This window comes from Microbacterium sp. LBN7, from assembly GCF_045690345.1.
Classification (GTDB): Bacteria; Actinomycetota; Actinomycetes; order Actinomycetales; family Microbacteriaceae; genus Microbacterium.
In genome coordinates this window covers 920,533-940,192 of sequence record NZ_CP147856.1, presented here as the reverse complement: position 1 = coordinate 940,192, position 19,660 = coordinate 920,533, and the positions used below count along the sequence as shown (strand labels likewise).

Genomic DNA, 19,660 nt, shown 5'->3' with positions numbered 1-19,660 from the left:
GATGGACGCCGACGTTCTCGCACTGGTGCGACGCTCGCTGCCGAGGCTGAGCGCGGCCGAGGCGCGCGTCGCGGAGACCATCCTGGGCGACCCGACGCTCGTGATCGACCTCGCGATCAACGATCTCGCGAAGCTCTGCCGCACGTCGCTGTCGACGGTCGCGCGCTTCGCGCAGACGCTGGGCTACAGCGGGTATCGCGAGCTGCGGGTCGCCGTCGCGCGCACCGTCACGCTCGCGCAGGCTCAGCAGGCGCGGTTCGGGCTCGACAGCACGACGATCGACCCCGAGGACGAGCCTCCCGCCATCGCCGCGAAGCTCGCCGCGATGGAGATCGACGCGATCGAGAAGACCGCGCTGGCGATCGATGCGGCCGCAATCGATCGCGTCGCGAGGGCCGTGGTGGCGGCCCGGCACATCGACCTCTTCGGGCAGGCCGCCTCGTCCCTGACCGCGCAGGATCTGCAGTTGAAGCTGTCCCGCATCGGCTGCTCGGTGTCGCATTCGCCCGACCCGCATCTCGCCGTGACGACGGCGTCGCTGCGTACGAGCGACGACGTGGCCATCGCGTTCTCCCACGGCGGGGAGACCCTGGAGACGGTGCGGGCCCTCGAGGTCGCGCGAGACGCGGGCGCGCTCGTCGTCGCCGTCACGAGCGTGGCCGACTCGACCCTCGCCCAGGTCGCCGACGTGGTGCTGCTCACCCATGCGCACGAGTCGCCGTTCCGGATGGCGGCGATGTCGAGCCGCATCGCCCAGCTCGCGCTCGTCGATGTGCTGTTCGTACGGGTGGTGCAGCACCGCGGCGAGCCCGTCGCCGTGTCTCTCCAGCTCACGCACGACGCCGCAGCCCCGCGCCGCCGTCGCTGACAGATCCCGGGCGTCGAGCGAGGAGCGTCGGCGACGAGACGAAACGTGCCCCGTCTCGGTCGTTGAGCGAGGAGCGCCAGCGACGAGACGAAACGTGCCCCGTCTCGGTCGTTGAGCGAGGAGCGCCAGCGACGAGACGAAACGCAGTTTCCTCGCGGAGCCGCCAGTGTCGGCATCCGCTCGTATCCTCACCGGCATGGGCTACGTGTACATCCTCCGCTGCTCCGACGGGACCTTCTACGTCGGAAGCACGCGCGATCTCGATCGGCGGGTCATCCAACACCAGCAGGGCATGGGGAGCGCGTACACGAAGCGACGTCTACCGGTGCATCTCGCGTGGAGCGACGCATTCGATCGCATCGACGAAGCCTTCGCCTGGGAGAAGCGACTGCAGGGTTGGAGCCACGCGAAGCGCGCCGCCTTCATCGAGGGTGGACTGGATGCCGTCATCGGCTGGAGCGCCCGGACCCGAGCCGGTGATCCGCCCGGTCGTTGAGGGCGTTTCGTCTCGCTGGCGCTCGCTCAACGACCGAGACCTTCCGGTCGTTGAGCGAGGAGCGCCGGCGACGAGACGAAACGCGATGAGGCGGGCGGTGGGCGTTTCGTCTCGCTGGCGCTCGCTCAACGACCGGTCGACGGCGGGTCAGTCGACGTGGTCGCGGGTGCTGGCGAGAGCGCGCGTGGCGATGCGGTGGCCTCGCGCGAGGCTCCCCGCGAGCGAGAGACCGGTCAGCACCCCGGCGAGGAAGCCGGCGGCGAAGGCGTCTCCGGCACCGATGGTCTCCACGACCGGTACCTCCAGTGCGGAGCTCTCGGCGCGTTCGGCGCCGTCGAACGCCACCGCGCCGTTCGCATCCGTGACCAGGAGGTACCGGGGCTGCGGGAACAGTGCGCGCAGCCGATCCGGATCGCCGGCCCCGAACACGGCCTCGGCGTCGGGGCGCGAGCAGAACACGACATCGGACCGGCGGGCGAACTCGCTGATCAGCGCCCTGCCCTCCTCCTCGCGGGCGCGCCACAGCGCCGGACGCCAGTTCACGTCGAAGCTGAGCAGTCGATCGGGGCGACGATCCGCGAACAGCGACTCCTGCGCGGCACGGGCCGACGGCGAGAGGGCCGGGGTGATCCCGGACGTGTGCACGAGCGCCGCCTCGGCGAGGAGAGCGGATGCCGCGGGCGATTCCAGCGTCTGGGGCGACAGGTCTGCCGCGGCGGACCCCGCGCGGTAGTAGTGCATCGTCCCGTCCACGGCGCCGTCCGGGCGGGGCGCGAGCTCCTTCACGTAGAGTCCGGTCGGAGCATCCGGATCGATCTCCACCGCGGAGTCGTCGACGCCGTGTCGACGCAGCTCCGCCGTCAGGAATCGCCCGAACCCGTCATCGCCCACGCGTGAGACCACAGCGGTGCGGATGCCGGCCGATGCCAGCGCGATCGCGGTGTTCCACTCCGCGCCCGCGAGCGAGCGGTGGAAGGTGCGGTTGTCCTCGAGCGGGGCCGCGAGGGCGGGGACGAGGGAGACCATGCCCTCACCGAAGCAGACGACGAGAGGGGAGGAGTCGGGCACGATGTGGACACTACCGGATGACACCCAGTCGCGAGATGTCGATACCGGATCGCAACATGCGGGTGTTTGGTATCTGAGAATTCACTGGGTAGCGTCGAGGAATCACCGTGTCCGGGGCGAAGAGGCCCCGGAACGTGCAGAAGCGCCCTACAGGGAAGGTCACAGAATGCACCACACAGTCACACGTCGGCGAGGTCTCATCGCCGTCACCGGAGCAGCGCTCGCCGCTCTCGTCCTGGCGGGATGCGTCGCCAGCGAGCGGGGAGACGACGGTGGAGAAGGATCCGGAGATGTCGACGGCACGTTCGTCTTCGCGGCATCGTCCGATCCGGCCAGCCTCGACCCCGCGTTCGCTCAGGACGGCGAGACCTTCCGCGTCTCCCGCCAGATCTTCGAGGGCCTCGTGGGCACGGAGCCCGGCACCGCAGACCCCGCACCGCTCCTCGCCGAGTCGTGGGAGTCGTCCGAGGACGGCATGTCCCACACCTTCACCCTCAAGGAGGGCGTGACCTTCCACGACGGTACGCCGTTCAACGCCGAGGCCGTGTGCTTCAACTTCGACCGCTGGTACAACTGGACCGGTCTGGCCGCGTCCGAGGCGTTCGGGTACTACTACAACAAGCTCTTCAAGGGCTATTCGTCCAACCCCGAGGAAGCGGTCTACAAGTCCTGCACCCCGGACGGCGAGGGCAAGGTCACGATCGAGCTGAACAAGCCGTTCGCCGGCTTCGTCGCCTCGCTGTCGCTGCCGTCGTTCGGCATGCAGAGCCCGTCGGCGCTCGCCGAGTTCGGTGCAGACGAGGTCGGCGGCTCGGCCGAGGCCCCGCAGCTCTCCGAGTACGCCATGGGGCACCCGGTCGGCACCGGCCCCTACCAGTTCGACGAGTGGGCGCCGGGTGAGCAGGTCACCCTGAAGGCCTATGGCGACTACTGGGGCGACGCCGGGCAGGTCGACGAGATCATCTTCCGCACCATCGACGACCCGACCGCCCGCCGCCAGGCGCTGGAGTCCGGTTCGATCGATGGCTACGACCTCGTCGGCCCCGCCGACACCAAGGCACTCGAGGACGACGGCTTCACCATGGTGTCGCGCCCGCCGTTCACGATCCTGTACCTGGCGTTCAACCAGGCCGTGCCGGCGCTCCAGGACCCCAAGGTCCGTGAGGCGCTGTCGTACGCGATCGACAAGGATGCGCTGATCAGCCAGGTCCTCCCGGAGGGTACCAAGAAGGCGATCGAGTTCGTTCCCGAGGTCGTCAACGGCTACAACCCCGACGTCACGACCTACGAGTTCGACCCGGAGAAGGCCAAGTCGCTTCTCGCCGAGGCGGGCTACACCGAGGCCAACCCGCTGAAGCTGGACTTCAACTACCCGGTCAACGTGTCGCGCCCCTACATGCCGGACCCCGAGCAGATCTTCACCGTGCTGTCCTCGCAGCTCGCTGAGGTCGGCGTCGAGACCACCCCGGTCTCGGAGGAGTGGGTCGAGTACCTCGACCGCACCACCGGAACGCCGGACCACGGCATCCACCTGCTCGGCTGGACCGGTGACTACAACGACACCGACAACTTCGTCGGCGTCTTCTTCGGTCAGGAGAGCTCCGAGTGGGGCTTCAACAACCCGGAGCTGTTCCAGAAGCTGGCCGAGGCACGCGGTGTCTCCAGCCTCGACGAGCAGACCCCGCTCTACGAGCAGATCAACGAGGATGTCGCGCAGTTCATCCCCGGTGTCCCGCTCGCGCACCCGGCGCCGACCCTGGCGTTCGACCCGCGCGTGAAGAGCTACCCGGCCAGCCCCGTGAACGACGAGGTCTTCACCGACATCGTCCTCACCAAGTAGGTCTGACCATCTGAGGAGCCGTGTTCCGGTTCTCGCGCATCGCGAGAACCGGAACACGGCGTACCTTCCGATCATCGGAGATCTCTTTGCTGCGCACCATCGGCAGGCGACTGCTGTTCCTCATCCCCACCCTGTTCGGGCTCAGCATCCTGCTGTTCGCCTGGGTCAGGGCCCTCCCCGGCGGCCCCGCCGTCGCTCTTCTCGGTGAGAAGGCGACTCCCGACGCCATCGCCAGAGTCAACGAGCTCTACGGCTTCGACAGGCCGCTGCTCGAGCAGTACTTCATCTGGATCGGACGCCTCCTCCAGGGAGACTTCGGCACGTCGATCCAGACCAACCGTCCCGTGGTGGAGGAGTTCTTCCGCCGCTTCCCTGCGACGCTCGAGCTGAGCGTCATGGCCCTCATCTTCGCCGTCGGCGTCGGCATCCCGCTCGGCTACTGGGCCGCGCGCCGCCACGGCAAGCTCACGGACCACGCGTCCGTCGTGCTGAGCCTCGTCGGCATCACCATCCCGGTGTTCTTCCTGGCCTTCATCCTGAAGTACGTCTTCGCGGTGCAGCTGGGCTGGCTGCCGTCCGACGGCAGACAGGATCCGCGAATAGACGCCACCCATCCCACGGGCTTCTACGTGTGGGACGGCCTCATCACCGGCGAGTTCGACGCGTCCTGGGATGCGATCCTGCATCTCATCCTGCCGGCGCTCGCTCTCGGCACGATCCCGCTCGCCATCATCGTCCGCATCACCAGGGCCAGCGTCCTGGAGGTGCAGAACGCGGACTACGTGCGCACCGGTCGGGCGAAGGGCGTGGGGTCGTCGACGCTGCGCAGCCGCTTCATCCTGCGCAACGCGATGCTCCCGGTGATCACGACGATCGGCCTCCAGACCGGTCTGCTCATCTCGGGCGCGGTGCTCACCGAGACCGTGTTCGCCTTCCCCGGGATCGGCTCGTTCCTCGCGAGAGCGATCTTCACGCGGGACTTCCCCGTGCTCCAGGGATTCATCATCTTCATCGCGATCGCGTACGCGCTGATCAACCTGGCGGTGGATGTCTCCTACAGCTTCATCGATCCGAGAGTGAGAGTGCAGTGATGTCCCTCACCATCGTCCGCACGGAGGCCGCATCATGAGCGTCGCACTCCCACCCGCACAGGGACCGTCGGCGGAGAGCGGCGGCGTCATCGACACCGTCGCGATCGCCCAGGCCGGTCTCAAGGACGGATCCGGAGGATTCTGGCGCGACGTCTTCCGCCGGCTCCGCCGCAACCCGACGGCGTGGATCGGCGCGGCCATCGTGCTCGCCTTCCTGCTCGTCTCGGCACTCGCACCCCTGCTCGCTCCCTATCCGGAGACGGCGCTGCCCGGGGCGAAGTTCATCACCCCGACGCACATCCCCGGTCCCGGTGAGCTGCCGGAGTTCCCGCTCGGTCTCGACCGCTTCGGCGGCGATGTGCTCTCGAAGCTCATCTGGGGAGCGCAGGCATCGCTTCTGGTCGGCGTGATCTCCACGGCCCTCGGCCTGGTGGGCGGCATGGTGCTCGGCCTGCTCGCCGGCACGTTCGGGGGATGGGTCGACACCGTCATCATGCGCGTCGTCGACATCATCCTGTCGGTGCCGAACCTGCTGCTGGCCGTGTCGATCGCGGCCATCCTCGGTCAGACGCCGTTCGCGGTGATGATCGCCATCGGAGCGTCCCAGGTGCCGATCTTCGCGCGCCTGCTGCGCGCCTCGATGCTGCAGCAGCGGTCGAGCGACTACGTGCTGTCCGCGCAGACGCTGGGACTCGGCCGCGGCCAGATCACCATGTCGCACGTGCTGCCGAACGCCATCGGCCCGGTCATCGTGCAGGGCACCCTGACGCTGGCCACCGCCGTCATCGACGCGGCCGCGCTGTCGTTCCTCGGTCTCGGCGGCGGTCGCCCCGAGACGGCGGAGTGGGGCCGCATGCTCACCTACGCGCAGGCGGAGCTCGCGATCGCACCATGGCTGGCGTTCCTGCCCGGTATCTGCATCGCGGTCACCGCGCTCGGCTTCACCCTGCTGGGTGAGGCGCTGCGCGAGGCGATGGATCCCCGGACGAGGGCGCGATGAACGCCGCGAAGGAGAATCAGATGTCGACCGCACCGCTGCTGTCGGTCCAGGGCCTCGCCGTGGACTTCGCCACGATGGACGGCGTCGTGCACGCCGTCGAGGGAGTGGATCTCGAGATCGCCGCCGGCGAGACCGTGGCGATCGTGGGGGAGTCCGGCTCGGGCAAGTCCACGACCGCGATGGCCATCATCGGCCTGCTGGCCGGCGGCGGGAAGGTCGCCTCGGGCAGCATCCGTCTCGACGGCAGGGAGATCGCGCACGCGCCGGAGAACGAGCTGCGGATGATCCGCGGTCGTGACATCGGTCTCGTGCCGCAGGATCCGATGTCGAACCTGAACCCGGTCGCGAAGATCGGGACGCAGGTGGCGGAGACGCTGCTCGCCCACGGTCTCGCCAACCGGCAGAACGTGCAGGAGAAGGTCGTCGAGGCGCTCACCGCCGCGGGGCTGCCCGACCCGGAGCGTCGTGCGAAGCAGTATCCGCACGAGTTCTCCGGCGGCATGCGCCAGCGAGCGCTCATCGCGATCGGCCTGGCGTGCAAGCCGCGTCTGCTGATCGCGGACGAGCCCACCAGCGCGCTCGACGTCACCGTGCAGCACACGATCCTCGACCAGATCGGCGCGATGACGCGAGAGCTCGGAACGGCGGTCCTGCTCATCACGCACGACCTGGGTCTCGCCGCCGAGCGCGCCGAGCGGGTCGTCGTGATGCACCGCGGCAAGGTCGTGGAGCAGGGCCCTGCGCGGCAGATCCTCGAGGCTCCGCAGCATCCGTACACCCAGTCCCTCGTGGCGGCGGCGCCGTCGGTCGCGGCCGCGCGCCTGCGGCCGGAGGCGTTCCACGTCGAGGAGCGGACGGATGCTGCGGACGAAACCGAGACGGCGAAGCCGAAGGACAACATCGTCGAGATCGAGAACCTCACCAAGGTCTACCCGGTGAGGGGTCGCGGCGAGGACTTCGTGGCCGTCGACGACGTATCGCTCGCGATCCCGCGAGGCGAGACGGTCGCGATCGTGGGGGAGTCCGGTTCGGGCAAGACGACGACCGCGCGGATGCTGCTGAAGGTGATCGAGCCCACGAGCGGGCTGATCCGCTACGAGGGCAAGGACATCTCGTCGCTGAGCCGGGCGGAGACGAAGAACTTCCGCCAGCAGGTGCAGCCGATCTTCCAGGATCCGTACTCGAGCCTGAACCCGATGTTCACGATCGAGCGCCTGATCGCCGAGCCGCTGGACTTCTACAAGAGGGGGAGCGGTGCCGACCGGCGCAAGCGCGTGCGACAGCTCCTCGACGACGTGGCCCTGCCGCAGTCGATGCTGCGCCGCTACCCGTCGGAGCTCTCCGGCGGGCAGCGACAGCGGGTCGCGATCGCGCGGGCGCTCGCGCTCTCGCCGGATCTGATCGTGTGCGACGAGCCGGTCTCCGCGCTGGACGTGCTCGTGCAGGACCAGATCCTGAAGCTGCTCGGCGAGCTGCAGCGGGAGTACGGCCTGAGCTACCTGTTCATCTCGCACGACCTCGCGGTGGTGCGACTGATCAGCGACTACGTGTGCGTGATGAAGGACGGCAAGCTCGTGGAGGCGGCCTCCTCGGAGGAGATCTTCACGAACCCGCGCGACCCGTACACGCGCAAGCTGCTGGCTTCGATCCCCGGCAACGAGCTGAACATCGCGTCCTGACCGGCCGATCTCGGATGCTTTTACCGCAGCTTCCGAGATTGGTCAAGGACTGAGCTTGCCATGTCGCAGAATCACACGTATAGTTGGTAGTTGCGCTCGCTTCTCCCTGCCCTCATATGGTGGTCGGCATTCGTTGAGTCTTTGAGCGCACACTCCACCTGACGACAAAGGAATCGAGAAGCCCTGCGGGGCTCACGGAGGTTATTCCCTTGGCTGCTGCTCGCAACGCATCCACATCCACCACCACCAAGAACGGACGCGGAGCATCCCGTCTTTCGTTCGCCAAGATCTCCGACACCCTGACGGTCCCTGACCTTCTGGCTCTGCAGACCGAGTCCTTCGGCTGGCTCGTCGGCAACGACGCCTGGAAGGCGCGCGTGGCCGAGGCCAAGAAGGCCGGCCGCACCGACGTCAACGAGAACTCGGGTCTCGGCGAGATCTTCGAGGAGATCTCTCCCATCGAGGACCTCGGCGAGACGATGCAGCTGTCGTTCACGAACCCGTACCTCGAGCCGGAGAAGTACTCGATCGACGAGTGCAAGGAGCGTGGCAAGACCTACGCCGCTCCGCTGTACGTCGAGGCCGAGTTCATGAACCACCTCACCGGTGAGATCAAGACCCAGACGGTCTTCATGGGCGACTTCCCGCTCCAGACCGACAAGGGCACGTTCATCATCAACGGCTCCGAGCGCGTCGTCGTCTCGCAGCTCGTGCGCTCGCCGGGTGTGTACTTCGACAAGACCCCCGACAAGACGTCCGACAAGGACATCGTGTCGGCGCGCGTCATCCCGAGCCGTGGCGCATGGCTCGAGTTCGAGATCGACAAGCGCGACCAGGTCGGCGTGCGCGTCGACCGCAAGCGCAAGCAGTCGGTCACCGTCTTCCTCAAGGCGCTCGGCATGACGAGCGAGGAGATCCTCGCGGAGTTCGCCGGCTACACCTCGATCGAGGAGACGCTCGCGAAGGACACGATCGTCACCAAGGAAGATGCGCTCCGCGACATCTACCGCAAGCTCCGTCCGGGCGAGCAGGTCGCCGCCGAGGCCGCCCGCGCGCTGCTGGACAACTTCTACTTCAACCCGAAGCGCTACGACCTGGCGAAGGTCGGTCGTTACAAGATCAACCACAAGCTCGGTCTCGACCAGCCGCTGAACTCCTCGGTCCTGACCGTCGAGGACATCGTGGCCACGATCAAGTACCTCGTGCGTCTGCACGCCGGTACCGAGGAGACCTTCACGGGCATCCGCGGTGGCAAGAAGGCCGAGATCCGTCTCGCGACCGACGACATCGACAACTTCGGCAACCGTCGCATCCGCGCGGTCGGCGAGCTGATCCAGAACCAGGTCCGCACCGGTCTGTCCCGCATGGAGCGCGTCGTCCGCGAGCGCATGACCACGCAGGACATCGAGGCGATCACGCCGCAGACCCTGATCAACGTGCGCCCCGTCGTCGCCGCGATCAAGGAGTTCTTCGGAACGTCGCAGCTGTCGCAGTTCATGGATCAGAACAACCCGCTCGCGGGTCTGACCAACAAGCGTCGTCTCTCCGCGCTCGGCCCCGGTGGTCTGAGCCGTGACCGCGCCGGTGTCGAGGTGCGTGACGTCCACCCGTCGCACTACGGCCGCATGTGCCCGATCGAGACGCCGGAAGGCCCGAACATCGGTCTGATCGGTGCGCTCGCGACCTTCGCGCGCATCAACTCGTTCGGCTTCATCGAGACCCCGTACCGCAAGGTCGAGGGTGGCGTCGTCACCGAGCACATCGACTACCTGACGGCTTCCGAAGAGGTCGACTTCAACATCGCGCAGGCCAACGCCCCGCTCGATGCCAAGGGTCGCTTCCGCGAGAGCCACGTCCTGGCCCGCCCCAAAGGCGGCAGCGGCGAGGTCGACCTGTTCCTGCCCGAGGAGATCGGCTACATCGACGTCTCCCCGCGCCAGATGGTGTCGGTCGCGACCTCGCTCGTGCCGTTCCTCGAGCACGACGACGCACAGCGCGCCCTCATGGGTGCCAACATGCAGCGTCAGGCTGTGCCGCTGCTCCGCAGCGACTCGCCGCTCGTCGGAACCGGTATGGAGGGCTACACGGCCATCGACGCCGGTGACGTGCTCACCGCCGACAAGGCCGGTGTCGTCTCCGAGGTCTCCGCGGACCGCGTCGTCGTCATGCTCGACGAGGGCGGCACGCAGGAGTACCACCTGCGCAAGTTCGACCGCTCCAACCAGGGCACGTCGTACAACCAGAAGGTCGTCGTCTCCGCCGGCGAGCGCGTCGAGGTCGGAGAGGTCATCGCCGATGGCCCCGCGACCGAGAACGGCGAGCTGGCCCTCGGGAAGAACCTCCTCGTCGCCTTCATGACGTGGGAGGGCTACAACTTCGAGGACGCGATCATCCTCAGCCAGGACCTCGTGAAGGACGACACCCTCTCCTCGATCCACATCGAGGAGTACGAGGTCGACGCCCGCGACACGAAGCTCGGCAAGGAGGAGATCACCCGTGACCTCCCCAACGTCAGCCCTGAGCTGCTGAAGGACCTCGACGAGCGCGGCATCATCCGCATCGGCGCCGAGGTCCGCCCCGGCGACATCCTCGTCGGCAAGGTCACGCCGAAGGGCGAGACCGAGCTGTCGGCCGAGGAGCGCCTGCTCCGCGCGATCTTCAACGAGAAGAGCCGCGAGGTCCGTGACACCTCCCTGAAGGTGCCCCACGGCGAGCAGGGCACGATCATCGCCGTCAAGGAGTTCAACGCCGAGGACGGCGACGACGAGCTCGGCTCCGGCGTGAACCGCCGCGTCGTGGTCTACATCGCCCAGAAGCGCAAGATCACCGAGGGCGACAAGCTCGCCGGCCGTCACGGCAACAAGGGTGTCATCGCGAAGATCCTCCCGATCGAGGACATGCCGTTCCTTTCGGACGGCACCCCGGTCGACATCGTGCTGAACCCGCTCGGCATCCCGGGTCGAATGAACTTCGGCCAGGTCCTGGAGACCCACCTCGGGTGGATCGCCAACCAGGGCTGGAAGGTCGAGGGCACTCCGGAGTGGGCCGCACGGCTCCCGAAGGACGCGTTCGAGGCCGCCCCCGGCACGAAGGTCGCGACCCCGGTGTTCGACGGTGCGAGCGAGGAGGAGATCGCCGGTCTCCTCGACGCGACGCTCCCGACCCGCGACGGTGTCCGCCTGATCGACTCCACCGGCAAGACGCAGCTGTTCGACGGCCGCTCGGGTGAGCCGTTCCCGGCTCCGATCTCGGTGGGCTACATGTACATCCTGAAGCTGCACCACCTGGTCGACGACAAGATCCACGCACGTTCCACGGGTCCGTACTCGATGATCACCCAGCAGCCGCTCGGTGGTAAGGCGCAGTTCGGTGGACAGCGCTTCGGTGAGATGGAGGTGTGGGCCCTCGAGGCCTACGGCGCCGCATACGCGCTCCAGGAGCTCCTCACGATCAAGTCCGACGACATCCTCGGCCGCGTCAAGGTGTACGAGGCGATCGTCAAGGGCGAGAACATCCAGGAGCCGGGCATCCCCGAGTCGTTCAAGGTGCTCATGAAGGAGATGCAGTCGCTCTGCCTGAACGTCGAGGTCCTCTCGGCCGACGGCACGCTGGTCAACCTCCGCGACACCGACGACGAGGCCTTCCGCGCAGCGGAGGAGCTCGGGATCAACATCTCCAGCCGCTTCGAGGCCGCCTCGATCGACGAGATCTAATCCGCAGGCAAGCTCAGGAGCCCACCCGGGTGACTGAGCTTGCCGGCGCCAGACTTCTCAAAAAGAATTTCCGACACAGGAGAACTAGTGCTCGAGTCCACAACCTTCGATGAGCTTCGCATCGGCCTGGCGACCGCAGACCACATCCGCGCGTGGTCCTACGGCGAGGTCAAGAAGCCCGAAACCATCAACTACCGCACCCTGAAGCCGGAGAAGGACGGTCTCTTCGGAGAGCAGATCTTCGGCCCGTCCCGCGACTGGGAATGCGCCTGCGGAAAGTACAAGCGCGTCCGCTTCAAGGGCATCGTCTGCGAGCGCTGCGGCGTGGAGGTCACCAAGAGCTCCGTCCGTCGTGAGCGCATGGGTCACATCGAGCTCGCTGCTCCCGTCACCCACATCTGGTACTTCAAGGGTGTCCCCTCGCGTCTCGGCTACCTGCTCGACATGGCGCCGAAGGACCTCGAGAAGGTCATCTACTTCGCCGCCTACATGGTCATCTCGGTCGACGAGGATGCTCGTCACCGCGACCTGGGCACGCAGGAGAACAACATCCGTCTCGAGCTGAAGACGCTCGGCGACCGTCGTGACGCCAAGATCGCCGAGCGCCTCGCTCGTCTCGAGGAGGAGCTCGCTGCTCTCGAGGCCGAGGGGGCGAAGGCCGACGCCAAGAAGAAGGTGAAGGACGCCGCCGAGAAGGAGATGTCCCTCATCCGCAAGGGCGCCGACGAGGCGATCCTCAAGCTGGAGCGCGTGTGGGAGGACTTCCGCACGCTCGAGGTCGGCGCACTCCGTCCCGAGGACGACGTCTTCCACGAGCTGCAGGACCGCTTCGGTCAGTACTTCGAGGCCTACATGGGCGCCGAGTCGATCCAGCGTCGCCTCGCGGCGTTCGACCTCGCTGCCGAGGCGGAGAACCTGCACCTGCAGATCTCCGAGGGCAAGGGTCAGCGCAAGATCCGCGCGATCAAGCGTCTGAAGGTCGTCAACTCGTTCCTGGAGACCGGCATGAGCCCGGCCGCCATGGTCCTGGATGTCGTCCCGGTGATCCCGCCGGAGCTGCGCCCGATGGTGCAGCTCGACGGTGGCCGCTTCGCGACCTCCGACCTCAACGACCTCTACCGTCGTGTGATCAACCGCAACAACCGTCTTCGTCGTCTGATCGACCTCGGTGCTCCCGAGATCATCGTCAACAACGAGAAGCGGATGCTGCAGGAGGCCGTCGACGCCCTGTTCGACAACGGTCGCCGTGGTCGTCCCGTCACCGGTACCGGCAACCGCGCCCTGAAGTCGCTCAGCGACATGCTCAAGGGCAAGCAGGGTCGCTTCCGTCAGAACCTGCTCGGAAAGCGCGTCGACTACTCGGGTCGTTCGGTGATCATCGTCGGACCGCAGCTGAAGCTGCACCAGTGCGGTCTGCCCAAGCAGATGGCTCTGGAGCTCTTCAAGCCGTTCGTGATCAAGCGCCTGATCGACCTCGGTCACTCGCAGAACATCAAGGCGGCCAAGCGTGCCGTCGAGCGCACCCGTCCCGAGGTCTGGGACGTGCTCGAGGAGATCATCCGCGAGCGTCCGGTGCTGCTGAACCGTGCGCCCACCCTGCACCGTCTCGGCATCCAGGCGTTCGAGCCGCAGCTCGTCGAGGGCAAGGCCATCCAGCTCCACCCGCTCGTCTGCGCGGCGTTCAACGCCGACTTCGACGGTGACCAGATGGCCGTGCACCTGCCGCTGTCGGTCGAGGCTCAGGCCGAGGCCCGCGTGCTGATGCTCGCGTCGAACAACATCCTGAAGCCGTCCGACGGCCGTCCGGTCACCCTGCCTTCGCAGGACATGATCATCGGTCTGCACCACCTGACCACGGTCAGGGAGGGCGCAGCCGGCGAGGGCCGTGCGTTCGGTTCGGTGGGAGAGGCGATCCTGGCGAAGGACGAGGGCAGCCTCGACCTGCAGGCCAAGGTCCGCATCCGCATCCCGGGTCTGACGTTCCTCGAGGGCGACGCGCCCGAGGGCTACGAGCGTCACGGTCTCGTCGACGCCTCGCTGGGTCAGGCGATCTTCAACGACACGCTCCCGAAGGGCTACCCCTTCGTCCGCGAGCAGGCTGACAAGAACAAGCTGTCGCAGATCGTCAACAAGCTGGCCGAGGAGTACCCCAAGGTCGAGACCGCCGCATCGCTGGACCGCATCAAGGACGCCGGCTTCTACTGGGCCACGCGCTCCGGTGTGACCGTCGCCCTGAGCGACATCCTCACCCCGCCGAACAAGGCGGAGATCGTCGCGGGCTACGAGAAGCAGGCCGCGAAGGTCCAGTCCCAGTACGAGAAGGGCCTCACGACCGACGCCGAGCGTCGTCAGGAGCTCATCAAGATCTGGACCGAGGCGACCGACGAGGTGCAGGCCGCGATGAAGGCGCACTTCCCTGAGGACAACACCATCAACCGCATGGTGTCCTCCGGCGCCCGTGGTAACTGGCTGCAGATCCGGAACATCGCCGGTATGCGTGGTCTGGTGAACAACCCCAAGGGTGAGATCATCCCGCGTCCGATCATCTCCTCGTACCGCGAGGGTCTGTCGGTGGCGGAGTACTTCATCGCGACGCACGGTACCCGTAAGGGTCTGGCCGACACCGCTCTGCGTACCGCCGACTCGGGTTACCTGACCCGTCGTCTGGTGGACGTCTCGCAGGACGTCATCATCCGCGAAGAGGACTGCGGCACGTCGAAGGGCCTCGAGCTCCCGATCGCCGCTCCGAACTCGCAGGGTGAGCTGGTCCGCGATGCGAACGTCGAGAACTCGGTGTTCGCCCGTACCCTGGCCTCGGATGTCGTCAGCGAGTCGGGCGAGGTCCTCGCCTCGGCCGGCGACGACGTGGGCGATGTCCTGATCGACAAGCTGGTCGGTCTGGGTGTCGAGACCATCAAGGTCCGCTCGGTCCTGACCTGCGACTCCGCCGTCGGTGTCTGCGCGCAGTGCTACGGCCGTTCGCTGGCCACCGGCAAGACCGTCGACATCGGCGAGGCCGTCGGCATCATCGCGGCCCAGTCGATCGGTGAGCCCGGTACCCAGCTGACGATGCGTACGTTCCACACCGGTGGTTCCGCGTCGGCAGACGACATCACGCAGGGTCTTCCCCGTGTGCAGGAGCTGTTCGAGGCTCGTACCCCCAAGGGTGCGTCCCCGATCGCCGAGGCCGACGGTCGCATCACGATCGACGAGACCGACAAGGGCAAGAAGGTCATCCTGACGCCCGACAGCGGCGACGAGCCGGTCATCTACCCGGTGCTGCGTCGTGCGACGCTGCTCGTGGAAGACGGACAGCACGTCACGGTCGGTCAGCCGATCCTGGTCGGAACGCTCGACCCCAAGGAGATCATGCGCGTCATGGGTGCTCGCGAGGTGCAGCGTTACCTCGTCGGCGGCGTCCAGGGCGTGTACCGCTCGCAGGGTGTGCCGATCCACGACAAGCACATCGAGGTCATCGTCCGTCAGATGCTCCGCAAGGTCACCGTCGTCGATCACGCCGACACGACCCTGCTCCCGGGTGAGATGGTCGACCTCAAGCGCTACCAGGCGATCAACCGCGAGGCTGTGGCCGAGGGCAAGCGTCCGGCTTCCGGTCGTTCGGAGCTGATGGGTATCACGAAGGCGTCGCTCGCGACCGAGTCGTGGCTGTCGGCTGCGTCGTTCCAGGAGACGACCCGCGTGCTCACCGAGGCTGCGATGCAGGGCAAGCGCGACCCGCTGGTCGGTCTCAAGGAGAACGTCATCATCGGTAAGCTCATCCCCGCCGGAACGGGACTCTCGAAGTACCGTGACGTCACGGTCGAGGCGACCGAGGAAGCCAAGAGCGAGCGCTACCCGAACCGGATCTTCGCATCCGACGGGGCGTACGCCGACGGCGACTTCGGCTACGTCGACTTCGACGCGTTCTCGACGGACGACATCACGCCCGGTACCTATAACTGAGGTGTGACGAAGTGAAGAAGGCCCCGGGGTTCGCCCCGGGGCCTTCTTCGTGCGTTCACGCGCCTCCTCCCTCGCACGGGGGAGGAGAAATCGTCCCGTAGGCGGACCCGGTCGGTACCACCGGCGGATGCCGGGGTGGACCGGAGACGATTGGCTGGACTCATCGCTGCTCGACGGCGGCCAGGAATCGCGCACGACCGCGGCCGGGAGCCGCGACAGGGCGGCGCCTCTGCCCTGTCGCACCGAACGAAACTCCTCGCCACACATGACATTCCTCACGCGCGCCAGCCTCGCCAACCGTGCCATCGTCGGCCTGATCACGATCGCCGTCGCCGTGTTCGGCATCATCGCGATGTCCTCGCTCCGTCAGGAGCTGACGCCGTCGATGACGCAACCGGGAGCGTACATCTCGGTGAGCTCCAGCGGGCTCGCGCCCGACCAGATGGTCCAGCTCGCCACAGAGCCGGTCGAAGAGGCGCTGGGAGGCGTGAGCGGGCTGACCTCGGTCAGCTCCACCACTCAGAGCGGCAGTGCGCAGGTGATGGTCAACTGGCCGTTCGAGCTCGACGCCGAGGAGACGCTCCGCGCGATCAAGGCGGCCGTCGACGGGGTCAAGACCGCGCTGCCGAAGGACTCGACCGTCATCGTGCAGTCCGGTTCCGCCGCAGACATCCCGGCCATGGTGCTGAGCGCGGGCTCGACATCGGATGCCGACACCTTCGCAGAGGCCCTCGAGCAGAGCGTCCTGCCCGAGATCCGCGCCGTGGCCGGGGTGCGCGCGGCCACGCTGGAGGGCCGCGAGTCGCAGCGGATCGAGGTCTCGCTGCGGCCGGCCGACGTCGACCGTCTGAAGGTCGACCCGGCCATGGTGCTGGCGGCGCTGCAGAGCAACAGCCCCGTGCTGTCCGCCGGTCAGGTCGGCACCGACGAGGGCCAGGTGGCGGTCAACGTCGGTCCTGGCGTCGACAGCATCGAGACGATCGCGGCGCTTCCCGTGCAGGTCGCCGAGGGCGCGGTCCAGATCCAGGATGTCGCGGACGTCACGCTGCAGCCCGAGCCGACCGGTTCGCTGTCGCGCGTGAACGGCAAGGCGGCTCTCACGATCCAGGTGATGCCGGCCATCGGTTCGAACGCCGTCGAGATCTCGCACGGTGTCACCGCGATCCTCGATCGGTACAGCGACTCGCTGAAGGCCGAGTTCCTCCCGATCTTCGATCAGGCTCCCTACATCGAGCAGTCGATCGAAGACCTCTCGACCGAGGGCGGACTCGGGCTGCTGTTCGCGGTCGTCATCATCTTCGCGTTCCTGCGGTCCTGGCGCTCGACGATCATCGCGGCCGTGTCGATCCCGCTCTCGCTGCTGATCACGATGATCGCGCTGCTCTGGACCGACAACACCCTCAACATCTTCACGCTCGCCGCCCTCACGATCGCGATCGGACGCGTCGTGGACGACTCGATCGTCGTCATCGAGAACATCAATAGACATGCGGAGACGAAGGTGCCGACGGCGGCGGACATCGTCGCCTCGGTCAGGCAGGTATCGGGAGCGATCATCGCCTCGACGGCCACGACGATCGCGGTCTTCCTGCCGATCGCGTTCGTGTCGGGCGTCACCGGACAGCTGTTCCGTCCGTTCTCGATCACGGTGACGATCGCGCTGGCCGCGTCCCTCGTCGTCGCGTTGACGATCGTCCCGGTCCTGGCGTACGTCTTCCTGCGGTCACGCGGCGCGCGACGTGCCGCAGCGGCGACGGCAGGCGGCGCGATCGCAGCGACGGAGGCGGAGGCGCCCGTCGAGGATGCAGGTGCGTTCGCCCGCGCCGAGATGAGCGCACCGGAGGACAGGCTGCAGCGGGGGTTCATGTCGTTCCTCGGTGCGACCCATCGGAGGCCGGTCATCACGCTCGCCGCCTCGACCGCGGTGCTGCTGGCGACGTTCGTCCTCGCGACGCAGATCCCCACGGACTTCCTCGGGGAGTCCAGCCAGCAGAGCATCACGGTGACGCAGACGCCGGAGGAGGCGGGAACGGTCGAGGACCGTGTGGCGGCGGCTGAGCCCGTCGAGCGCGCACTGCAGAAGGTCACGGGCGTCGAGAGCGTCCGCTCCACGATCCCCGGGGCATCCACCGGCGCCGGCGAGGAGAACGTCAACACCTTCGACGTCACGCTCGACAAGGGCGCGAAGGTCGCGGATGTGCAGGACGGCATCGACCGCAAGCTCGAGGAGCTCGGAGACCCCGAGCAGTTCGAGGTGCAGACGGCCGACTCCAGCGGTGCGGGATCGGGAATCGATCTGCGCGTGATCGGGGACGATCCGAAGGCGCTCGCGGCGGCGAGCGAGTCCCTGATCAAGGCTCTCGAGAAGGAGGGGAGCATCCAGAACGCCTCCAGCGACATCAGCGGCGAGCAGCCGCTCGTGCAGGTGACGGTCGATCCTCTCAAGGCGGCGGCGCTCGGTTTCGATCAGCAGCAGATCGCGTCGGCGATCACCGCTGCGCTGAACGGCACGCCTGCCGGCAGCGTGATGCTCGACGGTCGAGAGCGTGACATCGTCATCCGCACCGCCGCGGTCAGCGGCGGGGTCGACGCGGTCGCCGCGATGGCGCTCCCGGTCACGTCCAAGCAGACCGCGGCGGCGCAGAAGGCAGCGCTCGACGCGCTCGAGGCGCAGCAGAAGCAGAAGGCCGAGGAGCAGAAGGCGAAGGCCGAGCGCGAGATGGACAAGCAGATCGCGGACACGACCGACCAGCGCTCCGAGCTCCGCGATCAGATCAGCACGCTCCGAGGCCAGTTGGCCCAGTTGGAGGCATCGGCGCCCGTCGTGCCGGATCCGGTCACGCCCGAGACACAGGCGGCGATCGACGCCGAGCGCGAGCGTCAGGAGCAGATCGCCGCGATGCTCTCCGCGATCGGACAGGCACAGGCCGGCGTCGAGGCCGCCGACGCGCAGCTGACGCAGCTCCGGGAGAGTCAGACGGAGGCCGCCGCGCAGCAGGAGGAGGCGACCCGGCTCGAGGCCGAGCAGAAGGCCGCGGCGGAGGTGCGCGGCACGGCCGTGCGCGTCGCCGATGTCGCGACCGTGACCGAGGAGATGACGGCACCGTCGATCTCGCGGATCGGCGGCGAACGGGTCGTGACGATCACGGTCACGCCGAAGAGCGGGCAGCTCGATGCGGCGACGCAGGCGCTGGACGCGGCGACCGCGAAGTTCGATCTGCCTGCGGGCACCCGATTCGAGGTCGCCGGTGTCGCTGCCGATCAGGATGACGCCTTCGGGCAGCTCGGCCTCGCCATGCTCGCCGCGATCGCCTTGGTCCTGCTGGTGATGGTCATGACGTTCCGCAATCTGCGTCAGCCGACGATCCTGCTCATCGCGGTGCCGTTCGCCGCCACCGGAGCGATCGTCGGACTGCTGCTCACCGGCACGCCGCTCGGCCTCCCGGCGCTGATCGGACTCCTGATGCTCATCGGCATCGTGGTCACCAACGCGATCGTGCTGCTCGACCTGGTCAACAAGCTGCGGGAGGGCGGGGCCGATCTCGCTGAGGCGGTCTACCACGGAACGCGACTGCGTCTGCGCCCGATCCTGATGACGGCGACGGCGACGATCTTCGCGCTGCTCCCGATGGCGTTCGGGATCACGGGAGGCGGGGTGTTCATCTCCCGTCCGCTCGCGATCGTCGTGATCGGCGGCCTCATCAGCTCGACCCTTCTCACGCTGGTGCTCGTGCCGATCCTGTACCTGCTGCTCGAACGCTCGCGTGAGCGCCGCATGGCCAAGCGCGCAGAGCGGCGGGCACGGCGCGAGCAGGAGAAGCTCGACGCGCAGGAGCCGGGTGAGGACGAGGGCGTCGCGGTCTTCGACGACGGCTCCGAGGGTACGGACGACAGCGTGCCGGCGGTGCAGCGCGAGTGAGCGCCCGCCCGCCGGCCGGCGCG

The 19,660-nt window shown here is 67.5% G+C and carries 10 protein-coding genes; 9 read left to right on the top strand and 1 reads right to left on the bottom strand.

The window, feature by feature from the left end; translation table 11 throughout:
* Position 1 precedes the first annotated feature (1 nt).
* Both LBN7_RS04475 and LBN7_RS04470 read left to right on the top strand, forming a co-directional pair.
* Positions 2 to 868 carry a MurR/RpiR family transcriptional regulator gene (locus LBN7_RS04475; RefSeq protein ID WP_407361069.1) on the top strand — a complete coding sequence of 289 codons (867 nt, stop codon included), beginning with the start codon at positions 2 to 4 and terminating at the stop codon, positions 866 to 868.
* A gap of 166 nt (positions 869 to 1,034) precedes the next feature.
* Complete coding sequence (locus LBN7_RS04470) at positions 1,035 to 1,364, top strand: GIY-YIG nuclease family protein (protein WP_407361068.1); 330 nt, start codon at positions 1,035 to 1,037, stop codon at positions 1,362 to 1,364.
* Between the two features lie 147 nt (positions 1,365 to 1,511).
* Here LBN7_RS04470 and LBN7_RS04465 read toward each other — a convergent pair whose 3' ends face one another.
* Positions 1,512 to 2,432 carry a sugar kinase gene (locus LBN7_RS04465; RefSeq protein ID WP_116634484.1) on the bottom strand — a complete coding sequence of 307 codons (921 nt, stop codon included), beginning with the start codon at positions 2,430 to 2,432 and terminating at the stop codon, positions 1,512 to 1,514.
* Positions 2,433 to 2,598: 166 nt separating this feature from the next.
* Between LBN7_RS04465 and LBN7_RS04460 the strand changes: the two genes are divergently transcribed.
* The 7 genes from LBN7_RS04460 to LBN7_RS04430 all read left to right on the top strand — a co-directional run bounded on the left by LBN7_RS04460 (position 2,599) and on the right by LBN7_RS04430 (position 19,637).
* Complete coding sequence (locus LBN7_RS04460) at positions 2,599 to 4,272, top strand: ABC transporter substrate-binding protein (protein WP_341946224.1); 1,674 nt, start codon at positions 2,599 to 2,601, stop codon at positions 4,270 to 4,272.
* Between the two features lie 86 nt (positions 4,273 to 4,358).
* The gene (locus LBN7_RS04455) at positions 4,359 to 5,363 is read left to right on the top strand and encodes an ABC transporter permease (RefSeq protein ID WP_116634769.1); all 1,005 of its coding nucleotides are present in this window, start codon (positions 4,359 to 4,361) and stop codon (positions 5,361 to 5,363) included.
* Between the two features lie 34 nt (positions 5,364 to 5,397).
* The gene (locus LBN7_RS04450; protein WP_116634486.1) at positions 5,398 to 6,363 is read left to right on the top strand and encodes an ABC transporter permease; all 966 of its coding nucleotides are present in this window, start codon (positions 5,398 to 5,400) and stop codon (positions 6,361 to 6,363) included.
* 20 nt (positions 6,364 to 6,383) lie between these two features.
* Complete coding sequence (locus tag LBN7_RS04445; RefSeq protein WP_407361067.1) at positions 6,384 to 8,042, top strand: ABC transporter ATP-binding protein; 1,659 nt, start codon at positions 6,384 to 6,386, stop codon at positions 8,040 to 8,042.
* Positions 8,043 to 8,251: 209 nt separating this feature from the next.
* Complete coding sequence (locus LBN7_RS04440) at positions 8,252 to 11,755, top strand: DNA-directed RNA polymerase subunit beta (protein WP_116634487.1); 3,504 nt, start codon at positions 8,252 to 8,254, stop codon at positions 11,753 to 11,755.
* Between the two features lie 87 nt (positions 11,756 to 11,842).
* Positions 11,843 to 15,718 (top strand): DNA-directed RNA polymerase subunit beta', encoded by a 3,876-nt coding sequence (rpoC, locus tag LBN7_RS04435; protein WP_116634488.1) that lies wholly within the window; start codon positions 11,843 to 11,845, stop codon positions 15,716 to 15,718.
* Between the two features lie 265 nt (positions 15,719 to 15,983).
* Positions 15,984 to 19,637 (top strand): efflux RND transporter permease subunit, encoded by a 3,654-nt coding sequence (locus LBN7_RS04430; protein WP_407361066.1) that lies wholly within the window; start codon positions 15,984 to 15,986, stop codon positions 19,635 to 19,637.
* The last annotated feature ends 23 nt before the right edge of the window (positions 19,638 to 19,660 follow it).

Bases quoted from the DNA above. Each gene is read 5' to 3' on its own strand.
- LBN7_RS04475 (WP_407361069.1), top strand. From the start codon at position 2: ATGGACGCCGACGTTCTCGCACTGGTGCGACGCTCGCTGCCGAGGCTG.
- LBN7_RS04460 (WP_341946224.1), top strand. From the start codon at position 2,599: ATGCACCACACAGTCACACGTCGGCGAGGTCTCATCGCCGTCACCGGA.
- LBN7_RS04450 (WP_116634486.1), top strand. From the start codon at position 5,398: ATGAGCGTCGCACTCCCACCCGCACAGGGACCGTCGGCGGAGAGCGGC.
- LBN7_RS04445 (WP_407361067.1), top strand. From the start codon at position 6,384: ATGTCGACCGCACCGCTGCTGTCGGTCCAGGGCCTCGCCGTGGACTTC.
- LBN7_RS04430 (WP_407361066.1), top strand. From the start codon at position 15,984: ATGACATTCCTCACGCGCGCCAGCCTCGCCAACCGTGCCATCGTCGGC.